Annotated in this window: 15 protein-coding genes, 1 tRNA gene and 3 pseudogenes; 10 read left to right on the plus strand and 9 right to left on the minus strand. The window is 62.0% G+C overall.

Annotation, left to right across the window (positions count from 1 at the left end):
- Positions 1-142 precede the first annotated feature (142 nt).
- Positions 143-1,519 (plus strand): FAD-binding oxidoreductase, encoded by a 1,377-nt coding sequence (locus IV498_RS16900; protein WP_269048255.1) that lies wholly within the window; start codon positions 143-145, stop codon positions 1,517-1,519.
- Positions 1,520-1,544: 25 nt separating this feature from the next.
- Here IV498_RS16900 and IV498_RS16905 read toward each other — a convergent pair whose 3' ends face one another.
- The 4 genes from IV498_RS16905 to IV498_RS16920 all read right to left on the minus strand — a co-directional run bounded on the left by IV498_RS16905 (position 1,545) and on the right by IV498_RS16920 (position 6,705).
- Positions 1,545-2,984 (minus strand): DUF4032 domain-containing protein, encoded by a 1,440-nt coding sequence (locus IV498_RS16905; RefSeq protein ID WP_269048256.1) that lies wholly within the window; start codon positions 2,982-2,984, stop codon positions 1,545-1,547.
- 104 nt (positions 2,985-3,088) lie between these two features.
- Positions 3,089-4,171 carry an ABC transporter ATP-binding protein gene (locus tag IV498_RS16910; protein ID WP_269048257.1) on the minus strand — a complete coding sequence of 361 codons (1,083 nt, stop codon included), beginning with the start codon at positions 4,169-4,171 and terminating at the stop codon, positions 3,089-3,091.
- A 142-nt stretch (positions 4,172-4,313) separates the two neighbouring features.
- Positions 4,314-5,195 (minus strand): trehalose-phosphatase, encoded by an 882-nt coding sequence (otsB, locus tag IV498_RS16915; RefSeq protein ID WP_269048258.1) that lies wholly within the window; start codon positions 5,193-5,195, stop codon positions 4,314-4,316.
- Positions 5,185-6,705, minus strand: a complete 1,521-nt coding sequence (locus IV498_RS16920) for an alpha,alpha-trehalose-phosphate synthase (UDP-forming) (protein ID WP_269048259.1) — start codon at positions 6,703-6,705, stop codon at positions 5,185-5,187. The genes otsB and IV498_RS16920 overlap by 11 nt, the downstream gene beginning before the upstream one ends.
- A 164-nt stretch (positions 6,706-6,869) precedes the next feature.
- Between IV498_RS16920 and IV498_RS16925 the strand changes: the two genes are divergently transcribed.
- The 4 genes and pseudogenes from IV498_RS16925 to IV498_RS19140 form a co-directional block, all read left to right on the plus strand.
- Positions 6,870-7,769 carry a DsbA family protein gene (locus IV498_RS16925; protein WP_269048260.1) on the plus strand — a complete coding sequence of 300 codons (900 nt, stop codon included), beginning with the start codon at positions 6,870-6,872 and terminating at the stop codon, positions 7,767-7,769.
- A gap of 125 nt (positions 7,770-7,894) precedes the next feature.
- Positions 7,895-7,968: transfer RNA gene (locus IV498_RS16930), tRNA-Thr, on the plus strand.
- A 152-nt stretch (positions 7,969-8,120) separates the two neighbouring features.
- Positions 8,121-8,351, plus strand: coding sequence for a helix-turn-helix transcriptional regulator (locus IV498_RS16935; RefSeq protein WP_269048261.1), 231 nt, complete (start codon positions 8,121-8,123; stop codon positions 8,349-8,351).
- Positions 8,352-9,025: 674 nt separating this feature from the next.
- Positions 9,026-9,433, plus strand: a pseudogene (locus IV498_RS19140) (tyrosine-type recombinase/integrase); the annotation flags it as partial.
- A gap of 60 nt (positions 9,434-9,493) precedes the next feature.
- Here the strand turns inward: IV498_RS19140 and IV498_RS19145 are convergent.
- A pseudogene (locus IV498_RS19145) lies at positions 9,494-9,940 on the minus strand (DUF2637 domain-containing protein); the annotation flags it as partial.
- A gap of 451 nt (positions 9,941-10,391) precedes the next feature.
- Between IV498_RS19145 and IV498_RS16945 the strand changes: the two are divergent.
- The gene (locus IV498_RS16945) at positions 10,392-10,661 is read left to right on the plus strand and encodes a hypothetical protein (RefSeq protein WP_269048263.1); all 270 of its coding nucleotides are present in this window, start codon (positions 10,392-10,394) and stop codon (positions 10,659-10,661) included.
- A gap of 9 nt (positions 10,662-10,670) precedes the next feature.
- Here the strand turns inward: IV498_RS16945 and IV498_RS16950 are convergent, their stop codons facing one another.
- Together IV498_RS16950 and IV498_RS16955 are read right to left on the minus strand one after the other, a co-directional pair.
- The gene (locus IV498_RS16950; RefSeq protein WP_269048264.1) at positions 10,671-10,910 is read right to left on the minus strand and encodes a hypothetical protein; all 240 of its coding nucleotides are present in this window, start codon (positions 10,908-10,910) and stop codon (positions 10,671-10,673) included.
- Between the two features lie 225 nt (positions 10,911-11,135).
- A pseudogene (locus IV498_RS16955) lies at positions 11,136-11,438 on the minus strand (DUF4193 family protein).
- A 348-nt stretch (positions 11,439-11,786) separates the two neighbouring features.
- On the opposite strand from IV498_RS16955, the gene IV498_RS16960 reads away from it, so the two are divergent.
- Positions 11,787-12,188, plus strand: a complete 402-nt coding sequence (locus IV498_RS16960; protein ID WP_269048265.1) for a hypothetical protein — start codon at positions 11,787-11,789, stop codon at positions 12,186-12,188.
- A gap of 91 nt (positions 12,189-12,279) precedes the next feature.
- On the opposite strand, the gene IV498_RS16965 is transcribed toward IV498_RS16960, so the two are convergent.
- Positions 12,280-13,026, minus strand: a complete 747-nt coding sequence (locus IV498_RS16965; RefSeq protein WP_269048266.1) for a hypothetical protein — start codon at positions 13,024-13,026, stop codon at positions 12,280-12,282.
- A gap of 56 nt (positions 13,027-13,082) precedes the next feature.
- The gene (locus IV498_RS16970; protein ID WP_269048267.1) at positions 13,083-13,463 is read right to left on the minus strand and encodes a hypothetical protein; all 381 of its coding nucleotides are present in this window, start codon (positions 13,461-13,463) and stop codon (positions 13,083-13,085) included.
- Positions 13,464-14,556: 1,093 nt separating this feature from the next.
- Here IV498_RS16970 and IV498_RS16975 point away from each other — a divergent pair.
- From IV498_RS16975 to IV498_RS16985, 3 genes are all read left to right on the plus strand, one after another.
- The gene (locus IV498_RS16975; protein ID WP_330059811.1) at positions 14,557-14,835 is read left to right on the plus strand and encodes a DUF805 domain-containing protein; all 279 of its coding nucleotides are present in this window, start codon (positions 14,557-14,559) and stop codon (positions 14,833-14,835) included.
- Between the two features lie 108 nt (positions 14,836-14,943).
- A complete protein-coding gene (locus IV498_RS16980; RefSeq protein ID WP_269048268.1) occupies positions 14,944-15,228 on the plus strand; it encodes a hypothetical protein in 285 nt (94 codons plus the stop codon).
- Positions 15,229-15,577: 349 nt separating this feature from the next.
- Complete coding sequence (locus tag IV498_RS16985; protein WP_269048269.1) at positions 15,578-16,039, plus strand: DinB family protein; 462 nt, start codon at positions 15,578-15,580, stop codon at positions 16,037-16,039.
- Positions 16,040-16,107 lie beyond the last annotated feature (68 nt).

The raw sequence follows: 16,107 nt of genomic DNA on the forward strand, positions 1-16,107 counted from the left end.
CAGGAGCCCCGCACCATGTGCGGGGCTCCTGCCCTCGTTAACCACCCCGACACCACCCCCGGCACCAGATTCGGTGCGGGACCCGCGGCCGCTCACCGCGCGGGAAGGCCGACTGCCACTGCGGACAGGTAGGGTCGTTGGTATGAGCCAGCATTCCCTGCAGCAGCAGTTCCTGATCGAGTTGTCGGATGCCCTGCCGGAGGAGGACTACTCCATCGCGCAGGCAACACTGGTCGACTACGCGACCGACTGCGGGCCGGTCACGGACTACGTTGAGCCACTCGCCGTCGCATGGCCCCGGGACGTGTGCGCCGTCCAGGCGGTGGTTTGTTTGGCCGCTAAACATCGGATTCCGATTGTGGCTCGTGGAGCGGGCACCGGAGTCTCTGGCGGTGCGCACGCTACCGCGGGCTGCTTGGTGTTGAGCTTGGAACGAATGAACCGAATCCTTGAACTCAATGCCGCGGACGAGGTGGCCACTGTTGAACCCGGTGTGGTGAATGCGGACCTGAATGATGCTGCTGGTCGATTCGGACTGATGTATGCACCGGATCCCGCAAGTTACCGGATTTCCACGATCGGCGGAAACGTTTCGACTAATGCCGGGGGACTGCGGTGTGCAAAGTATGGAGTGACCAGGGATGCGGTCCTTGCCCTGGATGTGGTGCTGGCCGACGGATCGTTGCTGCACACCGGACACCGGACCTTCAAGGGGGTCGCCGGCTATGACCTCACCTCACTGTTCGTTGGCTCGGAGGGGACGTTGGGGATAGTGGTGGCGGCAACGCTCAGACTGAAGTACCTTCCGGTGGACACCCGGACGCTGGCCGTGTTCTTTCCCGACTTTCAAGCCGCCGCGGCTGGTGTGCTGGCGGTTGGCGCCGCACGTGTGCAGCCGGCCATTATGGAACTGCTGGACGGAGCTTCGCTGGCGGAATTGGACAGCCGTCTCGGGTCGAGCCTGGCCCGTCGGGGCGGCGCCCTGCTGCTTATCCAAACGGATGGCTTTGCCGCAGCGGTGGAAGCCGCTGCAGTAAGCGATGCGCTGGCTCCACTCGGAGGCAACATCAGCGATGAGGACCCTGAGGAGGCGCAGCGGCTGCTGGACCTTCGGCGTGGCAGCCGTGGCATGGAGGCGGACGTTGAGAACAGCGTGGGCGAAGATGTGGCCGTTCCCAGGTCCCAGCTCGTGGGCTACATTGCGGCCTTGGAAAGTATGGCGGTTCGTCACGGCGTAGGCCTTCGTGTGGTGGCGCATGCCGGAGACGGGAATCTGCATCCCACGTTCTGGGTGGCGAAGACCGACGGCGGCAGCCTGGTGGCGCTCAACGCGGCTCTTGACGAGTCGATTGATACGGCTCTGGCCATGGGCGGGACGATCACCGGCGAGCACGGAGTGGGACAGTTCAAGAAGCGTTGGCTCGCTATGGAACTGCAGCCCGAGGTGTTGGAGCTGCAACGCCGGATCAAACAGCTTTTCGACCCGCATGGGCTGCTGAACCCGGGCAAGGCCATCTGACGGCGCGTGCCGCACCGGTCAGGCCCTAGCCACCCTCGGGCCGGCCCACTGGGCTGGTGGCGTCGTCGTCGTCGTCCGCGTCGTCCTCCGAAACCTCTGCGTCGTCGTCGGGGTCCGGGCCGAGCGAACCACCCTCCAGAATTTTGAGGATATCTGTGTCCGCGGTGAGCATGATGGCGGCCTCGTCCCGCCGATGGCGCAGGACGGTGTCCAGGTAGGATTGCACAGCCTCGGCCAAGGGCACATTCCGGTCCTGTTTCTCGGACATGTACCAGCGGTGTTCCAACACTTCATGGACCACTTCGGCCGGTTCCAGTTTCCCGGAGAGCTCGCGCGGAATGGACCGCACGATGGGCTCGAAGACGTGGCTGACCCACGAGTGGGCGCTGATCTCCTCGTCCAGATCCGGGTTGTTATCCGCACGGTAGGTGTCCATGTCATTGAGCAGCCGCCGGGCCTGATTAGCCTGTGCGTCTAGACCCGTGAGGCGCAGCAGCCGGCGCTGGTGATGCCCGGCGTCGACCACCTTTGGCTGGAGCTGGATGGTGGAGCCGTCCGGAGTGGTCTTGATTGCGTACTCCTCCACGTCGAAGCCCAGCTCGTTGAGCCGGCGGATGCGGGCGCCAACGCGCCAGCGTTCGCCAAGCTCAAAGGACTCCTTTTCCGTCAGCTCGGTCCACAGCCGCCGGTAGCTGTCCATGATCAGTTCGCTGGTGGCCACCGGGTCCACCTTCTCCTCGATCAGATCCCCCTCCAGCAGGTCCATCAGTTCGCCGGCGATGTTGACGCGGGCAATTTCCAGGTCGTACTCGCGCTGGCCGGTGGAAAGGTCCGGGTAAAGCTCGCCCGTTTCGGCGTCCACAAGGTAGGCCGCGAACGCCCCGGCGTCCCGGCGGAACAGGGTGTTGGACAGTGACACATCGCCCCAGTAAAAACCCACGAGGTGCAGGCGCACCAGCAGCAGGGCCTGGGCATCAATCAACCGGGTCAAGGTATCCCGACGCAGCATCTGTGAAAAAAGGGCACGATAGGGCAGCGAAAATTTAAGATGCCGGGTGACCAGCACCGGATCCAGCGGTGCACCGTTCGCCGTGGTCCGGCCGGTGATGACCGCCACGGGTTCCACACAGGGCACATCGAGGCGCTGCAGTTTGCGCAGCATGTGATACTCGTGCCGGGCTATGTGCTCGCTGGTTTCCTTGATCGCAATCACGGAGCCACCCAGATGGGCGAAGCGGACCACGTGCCGGGAGATGCCGCGAGGCAGGGCTGCGAGGTTTTCGCTGGGCCAGTCCTCCAACGTCAGGTGCCAGGGCAGATCCAGCAGACCCGGGTCAGAGGAGGCAGCGGTGATGTTAAGCGATCCGAGCACCCGCGCCGGTGGCGCCTCCGGCCGCGGCAACTTGCCCCGCTGCTCAAAATCTGTTGGTTCATCCGTCCACTTGGCGCCTGCGGAATCCGTCATGGCTCAATTCTTCCCTAAAACGGCCGGAGCGGCGGCATCCCGAAGGTTGCCGCCGCTCCCGGTGGTTAGGTCGCCGATCCGAATATGGCGGGCCGGCGACGCAGTCAGTCGCCCAGGTGCAGGCCGGACGTGCTGTCGAACAGGTGAATGTGCCCCTGCTGGGGGCGGACGTGGAGCTTGTCGCCCTTCAGCGGTGGGCGGCGTCCGTCAACACGGGCCACAATGTCGTGGTCCTTGCCGTCCAGCGTGGTGTGGCCATAAATGTATGCATCCGCACCGAGTTCTTCGACGACATCCACCTCAACCGGCAGTCCTTCGCCTTCCGGAGCGGTTTCGAGGTCCTCGGGACGGACGCCCAGGGTTACGGTCTTGCCGGCCGCGGCCTTCAGCACATCGTGGGGGACCGGGTAGACCGCGCCACCGAACTTCACGCCGTCGTCGACGACGGGAAGCTCCAGCAGGTTCATCGCGGGGGAGCCAATGAAGCCGGCAACGAAGACATTCAGCGGCTTGTCGTAGAGGTTCCGCGGGGTGTCCACCTGCATCAGCACGCCGTCCTTGAGCACGGCAACCCGATCGCCCATGGTCATGGCTTCGACCTGGTCGTGTGTGACGTAGACAGTGGTGACGCCGAGACGGCGGGTCAGCGAGGCAATCTGGGTGCGGGTCTGCACGCGCAGCTTCGCATCGAGGTTGGACAACGGCTCATCCATCAGGAAGACTTGGGGGTTACGGACGATCGCGCGCCCCATCGCAACACGCTGACGCTGGCCGCCGGAGAGCGCCTTCGGCTTGCGGTCCAGGTATGCCTCAAGGTCCAGCAGTTTGGCGGCTTCCTTGACCCGGGTGGCACGCTCTTCCTTGGGAATGCCTGCGATCTTCAGCGCGAAGCCCATGTTGTCCGCAACGGACATGTGCGGGTACAGGGCATAGTTCTGGAAAACCATGGCAATGTCGCGGTCCTTCGGCGGAACATCGGTGACGTCCCGTTCGCCGATCAGGATGCGGCCGGCGTTGACGTCCTCCAGCCCCGCGAGCATGCGCAGTGAAGTGGATTTACCGCAACCGGAGGGTCCAACGAGGACCAAAAATTCGCCATCGGCGATATCAATACTGAGTTTGTCCACCGCAGGCTTCTCGGTGCCCGGGTATAAACGCGTAGCGTTGTCAAACGTAACTGTAGCCACAGTCTTCAATCCCTTCATCGGCAGGTACGTGCCGAACGATCCGTTGTGAATGGTGATTATTCAGTTGAGCTTCATGATCCACACACGATGTGTGTGGTGAATCACAGGATCAGTATGACATACAAGTTTGTGCGCGGACGTTTCATGACACCCCAGTCGCCGCGGTGCGCCCGGCCAAAACCAGTTCCAGCAAGGCAGGAACGTCCTCGGTCGAGTCGATGCGGAAGGCCGCAGTGGTCTGCCCGGACCCTACCTTGACGCCCACATCCGTGTTTCCAAGCGCCGCAAATCCATCTTCATCCGTCACGTCGTCGCCAGCAAAGAGGACCGCTGTGGCCTGTGACGCCGCCTGAAGCGTGCGCAGCCCCTGGCCCTTGTCCGCCCGGACCACGGAAATTTCCAGCACCCGTTTACCTTCGCTTACATAGACTCCGGCGAGGTCGTCGAGCCGGGCGTGCGCCCCCGCCACGGCCGAAGCGGCCACAGAGTCGGCGGCCTGCCGCGTGTGCAGTACGGCGCCGGCAGGTTTGAGTTCGACGGCGGTGCCCGCATGATCGGCGGCGACTTCCTCCAGGATGCGGGTAATTTCGTCCAGCAGTTCGACGGCGGCAGGCTCGAGGACGAGCGGTTCGGCATTCGGCCCCAGCCAGACTTCGGCGCCGTGGCTGCCGATCAGCAGGCTTACCGGCGGCGGGGAGGCAACCGCGCGCAGACTTGCCAGCGCCCGTCCGGAGATGAGCGCCGTCGTCGTGCGCGGAAGCCCTGCCAACGAGGCGAAAGCCGCAGCGGAACCGGGCAGCGGACGCGCGTCCTGCGCCCGCGGCACCAGCGGTGACATCACGCCGTCGAAATCCATTGCCACCAGCAGGCGGTCCGTGCTGCAGAGGCGTTCGACGGCGGCCACCAGCTCTGCGGGCAGGGCCGGCCGCGCGGGTCCTCCGGCCGGCCCGCGTCCGCCCGCTGCCTTCGGTGCATCCGTTATGTGCTCCGCCGGGCCTTGCGCTGCGGCATCTTTACCTGTCATCGCGGACCGCTTTTTCGTCCAACGCGCGCAGGAAATCCTGCGACCAGCGTTCCACGTCGTGATCCAGGACTTGCCGGCGCATGGCCCGCATCCGGCGGCCCGCCTCGAGCGGGCTGAGGTTAATGGCCGTCATGATCGTCGACTTCAGACCATCGATATCATGCGGATTGACCAGCAACGCCTGCCGGAGCTGGTCCGCCGCCCCGGTGAATTCGCTCAGCACCAGGGCCCCAGTGTTGTTGACGCGGGAGGCGACGTACTCTTTGGCCACCAGGTTCATGCCATCGCGCAGGGCCGTGACCAGCATGACGTCCGCGGCAAGGTACAGCGCCACCATCTCCTCCACCGGATAGCTGTGATGGAGGTAGCGCACGGCCGTGTTCTGGATGGTGTCAAAGGTGCCGTTGATGCGCCCGACGCTGCCCTCGACGTCCTCGCGCAGCAGCCGGTAGCTTTCCACCCGCTCACGGCTGGGACTCGCGACCTGAATCAGGGTGGCGTCCGTCACTTGCACATGGCCGTCGGTGAGCAATTCCCCGTAGGCCTTGAGCCGGTGCGTAATGCCCTTGGTGTAGTCCAGCCGGTCTACACCCAGCAGAATGGTCTTCGGATTGCCCAGATCATGGCGGATTTGCCGGGAGCGCTCAATGACATCCTCGCGCTGGGCCAGCTGCTGGATCTGGTCAACATCGATGGAGATCGGGAAGGCTTCAGCGCGGGCGATGTGGCTGATCGTTCCGTCCGGACCGCTGACGTGGACCTGTTTGGCCTTGACATTGGCACCCAGGAAGCGCCGCGATGAGCGCAGGAAATTGGCCGCGTCATTGGGCCGCTGGAAACCAATCAAATCCGCACCAAGCAGTCCATCGATGATGGCGCGGCGCCACGGTAACTGGGCAAAGATCTCCGGCGGCGGGAACGGAATGTGGTTGAAGAACCCGATCCGCAGGTCCGGCCGGCTGATCCGCAGATAGCGCGGGACCAGCTGCAGCTGGTAGTCCTGCACCCATACGGTGGCGCCCCGGGCTGCAGTGCGGGCCGCGGCGTCGGCGAACCGGTGATTAATGGTGCGGTAGGCGTCCCACCAGGTGCGGTGGAACTCCGGCGGGGCAATGACGTCGTGGTAGAGCGGCCAGAGCGTGGCATTAGCAAAGCCCTCGTAATAGTCCTCCACCTCGCTGCTGCTCAGGCTGACCGGGACCAAATGCATATTGTCGTGGTCGAACGGATCGACCTTCTCGTCCGGGGCCCCATGCCAGCCCACCCAGGCGCCGTCCGCCCGGCTCATCAAAGGTGCCAGCGCAGTGACCAGACCGCCGGGAGAACGCCGCCAGCCGTCGTCGCCGTCGTCCTGAATTTCGCGGTCCAGCGGCAGCCGGTTGGAGACCACGAGGAAGTCATAGTCGCCTTGAGGTCCACCCGCTCCGATCACCGGCAGCTGACTGGTCGGTGGAAGTCGGTTTTTGAGGTGGCCGGACTCTGTCCGGTGATCTGAGGGATTCTGCAACATTGCTCCCGCGGTTGGAGGTCATTTATAAGCCAGCTTATAGGTCCGGGAATCATCCGCCGCAGCTGCTCGTTGGGCCGGGACGGGCAGGAGCACCAAGGTTCCTGCCCTAAAATGGGGGAGTTGCCGCCGCGCGGCAGTTGCCGCGCCCACCGACCTGAGGAATTATGAGCCCCACGAACGAGCCACGGCTCACCAAGGCCGAGAAGACCACGCAAGCCCGGGAGAACGCCCGTCGTATCCGGGAAGCGCAGGCCAAAAAGGAAAAGCGCAATGGTTGGCTGATCCGCGGGGGCGTCCTGGTGGCCGCCGTCGCCATCGTGGTGGTGGTGGCATTGCTCCTTCTCCAGGCAAACCGGAGCGCCGCCCCGATCGCGGACAGCGGACCTGTCCCGGCCCACGCCAACGCCAACGGCGGCGTGGTGCTCGGTAAGAACAACACCGTCGTCGCTCCTCCCGCGTCGACACCGGCCACCGTGAACCTTGCCGGCGTGCCGACGTCGTCCCCGACGCCCACGGCGGCGGGTGCCGCCGTCGTGCCGCCCGGCATCGCCGCAAGCGCCGCCGGAAAACCAGTCCAGATCGTGGCCTATGTGGACTTCATCTGCCCCATCTGCAAGAACTTCGAGGACCAGAACGGTGACGCCCTGGCGAAGTGGCGCGACAGCGGAAAGGCCACTGTGGAATACCGCGACCTGGGCTTCCTGGACCGTTCCTCCACCACCAACTACTCCTCCCGCGCAGCTAATGCTGCCGCCTGCGTGGTCAACAGCTCCCCGGAAAAGTACGGCGACTATTTCACCAAGCTGTTTTCCGTGCAGCCGCCCGAAAACAGTGCCGGCCTCAAGAACGACGAGCTGAAGCAATTTGCCACCGATGTCGGCGCCAAGGACATCAGCACCTGTGTGGATGAGGGAACCTTCCGACCATATGTAAAGGTGATCAGCGACGAGGCCCAGGCCTATGGCATCACCGGCACCCCCAGCGTCTTCGTGGACGGCAAGAAATGGGACGGCAGCGGCGACTTCCAGGCCTTCGCTCAGAAGATCATCGACGCCAAAAAGTAGACTGCGGTTCGAGCTCGGAGTGCCCGCATTTAGCGTTGCGGGCACCCCTGGGCTAATCTTGTTGAGCTGGCTTTGCGCCGGTCTCGGTGATTTTTTCTGCCGGCCGGGCGCGCAGTTGGCCGCACGCCTCCTTAGCTCAGTTGGCCAGAGCACCTGTCTTGTAAACAGGGGGTCGCCGGTTCGAATCCGGCAGGAGGCTCCCCTAAACCCCTTCTGACCTGCGGAAACGTAGCTCAGGAGGGATTTTTTGTGCCGCGAAAACCAGCAAATACAAGAATTGTACAAGAATTGTTTTCGGGGAGAGCCTCAAATAGGCCACCCGCCGCGGCCAGGCGTGCATAGAAGCACAGGGTGAACAACAACGTGAACATGGGACTGCCTCGCGCGGCCCAAGATAAACCCGAGCAGCTGATGACGCGGGCGGAGGTGGCCCGGTGGATCAACCTGAGCCCAAAGACCTTGGCAAACATGTCGTCGGCGGGGCTCGGACCGGATTACATCAAATTCCCCTGCGGTAGCCTGCGCTACGACCGCAAGGACGTAGAAAAATGGGTGGCCCTTAGCCGCCGGAGCGCAGCCTGATGGCCCGGGGGCGCATCCCCGCAGGTGGCTTCGGCCTTCTTGGAGTATCAAAGTTGCCGGACGCCCACGGTCGACATAGGGCCTGGGTCACTATCCGGGAGCACAGCGGCCAAACGCGAACGCTAACCGTTTTCGCGACTACCAAGGCAAAGGCTCAAAACCGGCTTAAATCCAAGATTGAGGAGTGGCAGAGTTCCGGCGGTTCCCTACCGAGCGATCCGACTGTAGAGACCCTCGTGAACATTTGGCTCGCCGCGCGGAGCGTCACGGATTTGTCCTCCGTTGGCGAAATCCGAACCCAGACGAAAGCTGGCTACGACTATTACATCCGAGCGTTCATTGTGCCGGGCATTGGAAGGCTAAAGGTTCGGGAGCTCCGATCAAGCCAAGCGAAGGCGTTCCTTGCAAGCCTCATTTCGGACGACGCCGGTTACACGACCGCTAGGCTGTGCCGGACGATATTGAATCAGGCGTTTGATTTCGCCGCACAAGACGACCTGGTTCGGGCGAATCCGATCGCCTCTGTGAGACTGCCGGTGAAGAACAAGAAACCCCCTCGAGCCCTCAGCGACAAGGATCTGCTGACCTTGCGGAACGCCATCCGTGATTGGCGGTCGGGACCAGGCCAGTGCGGGCCGCCGAAGAGTGAGCACCTGCAGGACGTCTTCGAAGTGATGCTCGGGACAGCCTTGCGGATTGGTGAATGCCTGGCACTGACATGGGGCGACGTCGACCTCGACGCCAAGAGGGCGCGCATACACGCAACACTCGTGGAAGAGCGGGGCCAGCGCGACTTAAGTGGGATCGTACAAAAGGGTCGATTCTTCTACCAGGACCGACGAAAATCCGGCGGAGGCGAGTACGAGATCGAGCTCCCTGCCTTCGTTGTCGACATTCTGCTGCGACGGAGCATTAACAATCCGGCCTTCAATCCCATCGACGCGGTATTCGTCAGTCGGAAGGGCACATGGCTTCGGATGGGAAACATGCGACGAAGCTTTGGGGAGGCTAAAAGAGCGGCCGGCATCGACGTGGAAATGGAGTGGACGAAGCCCCATAGCCTGCGCAAAACGGCGGTGACACTGCTCCAACGGCTCAAATCCTTGGAAGATGCTTCCGCCCAGGCCGGCCACTCGGAGCTGGGTATTGGCTGCAGTGGTGCGCTCCTTGCGGATGCCCTCACGACGAATAGAGAGCCAAGCCTCGAGCGTCATCAGCACCGTGGCAGGCGGCAGACCATGAACGACGGCCGAGGTGATGTCTTGGGGGACGGCGGCCAAAAGTGCGGATGAGGCTGTAAGCGAGTTCGCGGCGACAGAAACGACGGCCCCAGCAGCTGTCAGCGCCCAGCCATAGCGCACACGAGTGCCTGAGGCTGTCGCGCCCAGGACCTGTAGGACGCCGGCCAAGACCATGCCGTCGATGGAAACAGGAAGGAGCCAAGCCAGCCATGCGCTAAAACCCGAAGCCAAGGCCAGACTGCGAATGCCAGAGAAAGACAGCACCGTTCCCGCTAGCGCGACGACTACGAGGATAGGACCAGCGGCGCGTTCGGCGATGCTCTTGGTGAAGGCGGGGTTGGCGGGCATATCTTCTCCTCTAAACTTCTATAGCATGTTCGCTATAAAACAATACTATAACCGTAGCTGATGCGTTGCAATACCTTCGGGTATCTGAGAAACTGGCAACATGACGCAGCAGATGGGCACTCCAAAGAGCTTGAACAAGCTCGTAGATGGACAGGGCCTCGCTGACTTTCTGGGGGTTCGGCCTGTAACAGTGCGGGCTTACCGCGGCCGCCGCGAAGCATGGATCAAAGCCGGCCGCCCCGAAGGTACGTCGATCGGAACCTTCTTCCCGGCACCCGCAGAGGACCCGGAGGAGCCTGGACAGCCCTTTCTCCTAAATGGCGGGTTGGTCTGGCGACTCGAAGATGTGCTTGAGTTAAGCCGGCAACTAGAAGAGCATCCATTGACCCCAGGCAATCCGAGACGCAGGATTCCTAGCCCATAAAGTGCCTAGCCGGAGCATGATTGCGGCATGACACTAGTCCTGTCGAGCAGCGAAGCTTCGGATGAACTGGCGGAAGCACTCGAACGGTTCCGAGCACAAGGGTTGACTGCTGAGCCGGTCGTCTTCGGGGCGGACGGTGTACCGGAGGCAGCTGTTATCTCGTTCACGCTGTACTCGGCCCTGCTGCCGGCCATTGACGAGCTGGTGATCGCTGAGACATTGCGGAGCCGCTCAGGCAAGCAGTCCGTGCCACCTAAGGAAGTCGCCGCCGATGCAGGCCTAAACCCTGACGACTAACGGTAAGACTCAGGCCTCGTGCAGAAGTGCCCGGTCCTGCTGTATCGCGTGAATCTCAGCAAGCTCTGCCGGGTCATCCTTGACTGCAAGAGCTTCTACGGCAGCTCGGCGGCGGCGGCGGTCATCACGAGATACCGTGTCTAAGGTGGCTAAAAGGACCTGATCAACGCTTTGATGGCGTGATGCGGCGACCTGCTCCAGCAGCTCGCGGGTGCTAGTCAGGATGTGGAGTGCGCTCACTTCAGCCATGGCTTACAAAGTACGCCGTTTGGTCCCCTGTGTGGCCGAGCTCGGCGGCTTTTCGGATGGCTTCTCCTTGCGGCAGTTGCCGAGGAGAACAACGGCTACCAACGATTCCCAGCCCTGCACGCAAAGCATGTGACCGAACACCTGGCCAAGCATGTTCTTTCATGCTCGAAGTTGCTACCCGCAAAAAGCGGACCCGGGAAGAAAACGCATGATGCATCAGCGTGGTCAGCTCTCGCAGTCTTCGCAGAAGGAATGTCCATCGTTGGTGCGCGCAATCTGGGACCGATGCCGAACCAGGAAGCACGGGTAGCAGGTGAACTCGTCGTCCGCTTGGGGGATTACCTAAACGATGAGCTCTTCGGCGATAAACTCCCCACCAAAGCTGACGCCATCTTCCAAAGCATCCGGTTCATCGAGTTCAAGGACCACTGATTTCGCGTCCGGTGTCTGGGCGAACTGCAGCTCTTCCAGAGAGTCTTCCTGGGATTCTTGAACGCCGGAACCTACTGCGTCGTAAATAGTTGCCATGCCCGTGACCGTCCTCCTCGTGTACCGCTTTGCCAGACCAGAAGCCTACACAATATGGGTCGTATTCCACAGTCCTAATATGTGCCCCAGCGGCTCTCCAGGAAGCGGCCCGAACCACAGCGCCCACCAGCGCTGCCGGGGAGACAGAGGCGCCGTTTGCGCGCGGGCCAAAGGTACTGTACTTCTTGACCTTGTGACCCGTCTCCGCACCCGCGCCTCCAAGGCTGCCATCGCCATTTTCACTGCTTTCTGCATACTCCTGGGGGTCTTGGGTCCGGCGGCCACCGCTGACGCCGCCGTGCTGACGCCGCCGTGCCGGCGCTGCGCAGCGTCCATCCCGGAAAGACAATGGTGACGGACCTGCACCTCAACGCCAAATCCTGTCACCTGCGGGTCGTGAACAGCCGCTCCGGGCTGTACCTTTCCGATGCCCGCTGCACGCCCGGCGCTTTTGATCCGGCGGTAACGCAGAAGAACATTGGCACGACCATCTGCAGGAGCGGATACACCACGAAGGTCCGGCCCAGCTCGTACGTCATGGCGAAATTCAAGACTGCGAGCCTGTCCCAATACGGGCTCAAAGCGAACCGGGCCATAGAGTACGACCACCTGGTCAGCCTGGAGCTCGGCGGGGCGAACTCCGTGTCGAACCTGTGGGTGGAACCGAACCGGGCCGGGGCACCGCAACCTACAACCCGAAGGACACCGTGGAGAACACCCTTCACCGGGCTGTCTGCTCCCACCGGATAACCCTCACCGCAGCGCAGCACGCCATCGCGGGAAACTGGACAACCGCACTTCACATCCTGCACCTCTAGCCTCCGTCTGAGCTCCGTGACGGTCAGGCGTGGCGGCCCAGTAGCGGGACATCGTAGTGGGCGGCGACATGGACGAAGTCCGGATCGGGGCCAACGTTCTCGGCGGCCAGCTGGCGTAGGTTGTTGGAGCCAGGTGGGAGGCCGCCGTCGAAGCGGCGGTCCCAATAAGCCCAGCATCGGCCGAAAAGCGTTTTGGATGCGAAGGAGATGCCGAGCGCCTCGGAACCATCATCAAGCACCTGCTGCCTGATCACCTCAGCAAGAAGTGTCGTTACGGCCCGGTTCTCGCCGCTGATGGACCCGGCTGTGAGTAGCTGCAGCACCTCGGTCATTCCCGACACCGTGGGAGCCAGCCTTTCGAGCGCGGCGAGCGTGTCGGGATGGTCCATCTGGACCCACCAGCCCCGGGCCGGCATCTGAATCCTGTAGATCGAACGGTCCATCTGCCAGTCGGCTGAGACGGCCCAAGGGACGTCGATCCCGTTGGACTTGGCATCGGTCAGCACCTGTTTGATGTAGTCATCCACGGTCCAGCCAATCGATTCGGCTGCCCTGGAGATCGATGCCCGACTCTTTCGGAACCCCGTCAGCACTTCGGCGTAGGCGCATCGGTTGGAGTCCGCGAGGTAAATCGTGGATCCCAGGGTGTCGAAGCGGCCCCGGACGTCCGGGGAGGCTTTGGTGGTAGAGGTGATCGGCAGGGGGCCGACGATTGTGTTCTGAGGAACGGACAGCGCACCATAGCGGTCCTTGGCGACTCTGAAGCTCATCTCCCCTTTTCCCTGAATGAGGCGAAGGCCTGTCTTAGAGCAGGTGCGCGCCGCGGTCACGCTGCGTAGGTGTCATTGACGAAGGCTTCCGCGGCGCCGAGGACCTCGCGGCCGAGTTGCTGCCGGATGTAAAGCACAGGCAACTCCTCGTCCAGCCGCGGGTTGGCACCCAATAGCCACGCTAGAGCGATATGTTTACCCTCAGCCCTCTCGAGCGTCCTCCAGACCCGGTAGCCGAGCCGCAGCCGCGCCTCGACTTCGGGTCTGGGCTCCGGGCCAGCGGGCTTGGCCCATTTGTACGGGGAGGTGCGGTCCTTCACGCCGGCCATGGTCTGCACGACGGTAGCACCAACGTTTTCGTTGAGCTGGCGCACTAGATCGTGAATGTCCATGCGTGTCGCATCGACGTAAATTCCATCACGCACCGTTGCTTCCATGCGTCCATCATCGCAGAATGAACCCTTCAAGGCAACAGAAAAGCAACTTTAAGGCGACGGTCGAGCAAAGGCACCGGCATCCTATAACCGAAAGACGCCGTGGAGAACACCCTTCATCGCGCTGTTTGCTCCCACCGGATAACCCTCACCGCGGCGCAGCCCGCCATCGCGGGAAACTGGATCACGGCACTTCACAGCCTGCACCTCTAGCCTGACCCGCCCCATAAGCCGCCACGCCATGCCAGTCGTAATCCGTAGCAGGCTCCACATGGGGCCGCCCGCCACCTGACGAACGCCGGTGTCACCCGGTTCGACCGCGAGTAGTTCTCGGTTCAAGCCGCTAAGCGGTGTGAGAATAGTGCATCGTCTGGGCTGCCGAGCCCGGCAAAATGCCTGTAAAAGATTCCCAAAATACGGCTTGTTATGTTGAGCAACTACTGCCAAACTCCTCATATCACCCGCAATGCAGCGGGTCTTTGCTTGGGGGATTTCCACAATGGCGCCTACCGCACATCGCTTCCGTCCACAGTCGATTCGATGGCGGTGACAGCAATGGTCCCGAAGGCCCGGTTCCGGACTTCGCGGACACGACACACCCGGTTCGGTCAATGCGGGTTACTTTTCCACGGCCCCGAGAGTGACGGTTCCCAAACCCGGGCAACACCCGCGCAGGCAGGGCCACCGTCCCTCCATCAGCCCACGTACACTGCGCGGCCTTGAGTGTGACCGTGGCGCCACAGGACCTGGTCATTGTTGCGATGCTGCTCATCGTGCCCTCCAGTGTTTACTCGCTTCGCCATCCACGCCGCAAGGGTGAAGGATTTGGTCGAGGGCGGACGATCGCTGCGATTTCGCTATTTCCCAGTCTTTGTCTGCTCATTGCCGCGGCCGTTATATTCTTCAATCGACACTAACGAGACCACGATGCGATGCCGGAACGAACAGTCATAGTGATACCGGTACGGGCACTTCCAGCGCAGGCCTAGTCGTTCAGAACATTTTGGAGTCCATAGGCCCCGCCAAAGCTCGATCAGTCCGATGACATGCCAGACGATCAGAACCACACGGAGAAACAAATGACAAAGGAGCACCAGTGTCATATTCACCGCAGAAGCAGGCTTCGGCATCCGGAGGGGTTATGGGTCCGGGATTCGGCATTTACGGGGTGCTGGCCGGGCTGTGGGGACTGGCCACCATCATCCCCAGCCTGGCCCTCTTGGCCCGCCGCCTGCATGACGGTAACTTCAGTGCGTGGTTGATTCTTATTGGCCTTGTCCCGTTCCTCGGAGTGATCGCCCTGCTCGTGCTGACGCTGCTGCCGTCCAATCCACAGGGACAGCGATTCGACCAGCCCCAACTGGTCAGGCGTTAACCAGGCCAGCGGACAGAATTTTCACACGGACACGAAAGGTATCTCATGTCAGCCACCCCGCCAAGCGCAGCGCAGGCTTACCCGAGCCCGTCATCGGATGTACAGCCGATGACTTTCGGCCAGTTCCGCTGGTACATGCAAGGTGTTCAGCATGCGCGTGATGCGACCCTGTTCGGCGTTCTGGGCATCCTTACGCTTGGAATCGTGTTCGGCCCGCTGGCCCTGTCGCAGGCTAGGAAGGCCGAGGCTTATGGGATCGACGCCAAGCCCGGCAGGGTACTCGGCTGGATCGCCATTGGATGGTTCTGCCTCGGCGCGTTGTTCTTCATCGCGTACATAATTTTCTTCTTCACCTTCGTCATGCAGGCCATCCTGCACCGCCAAGGAAGTTGAGGAATCACTCAAGAGGACCCGCCCGCGAAGCGTCCGCTAACGGTTGGTCTGTATGTCAAGGCTGGAGTCCTTTGATTCCGTGCCGGATAGGCCACACATGGCTTCCTTGGACCTGGGTGCCCGTTAACCGTTACTTGCATTTGCTCTCGGCACCCCCGATCCCTCTCGCTGTACGGAAACCAATCAGGCCGAAACCCAAGGCGGTGCCCCTGATGGTCCTGGCGTGCCATTTCCTCCCTGTGGCCGACGGTTCATGGGACACTTACAGCCGGTTCGCCATACAGGCTGAAGTCATTAGACGAGATGGGGTGTGGGAAGCGTGAAACTTCGCGATTTGGGGCCAAGAGATGTGCGCTCGTACTTGAAAGAGGAGCGCAGCGAATTATTGCAGTTGTTGTCCAGTCTGACCGCCGAGGAGTGGATGCTGCCGACCGCTGCCGCCGAATGGAACGTCAAAGGAGTGGTTCTGCATCTTCTTGATGACGACCTCGGGTGGCTGTCCCGACTGCGGGACCGGGAGTTGAGTGGCCGGTTGGATGTGCACGAGTATAGATCGTTTGTGGATGCGCTCAACGCGAAAAATCAACGGTGGATCCTGGGAACGTGGGGGTTGAGCCCGCGGGTCATTATTGATTTGTTGGAGTGGTCCGGAAACGAGATGGACCGGTGGTGGGCCACCATTGACCTCATGGATTCAGGTGGGGTTAATTGGGCCAGTGATGGTGAAGTGCCCAGGACTCTGGACATAGCCATTCAGGTGCGGGCGGGTTCCTTTGATTTTTGGGAGTTTTCCTCGTCGGGAGCCTGTTAATTATGCCCTCATTGTGAGATAATTAGAGTGTGCTAATTCGTCCGGGTGTGGGTGTGGGATCATGAGCG

This window comes from Paenarthrobacter sp. Z7-10 (assembly GCF_026932795.1).
GTDB lineage: Bacteria > Actinomycetota > Actinomycetes > Actinomycetales > Micrococcaceae > Arthrobacter_M.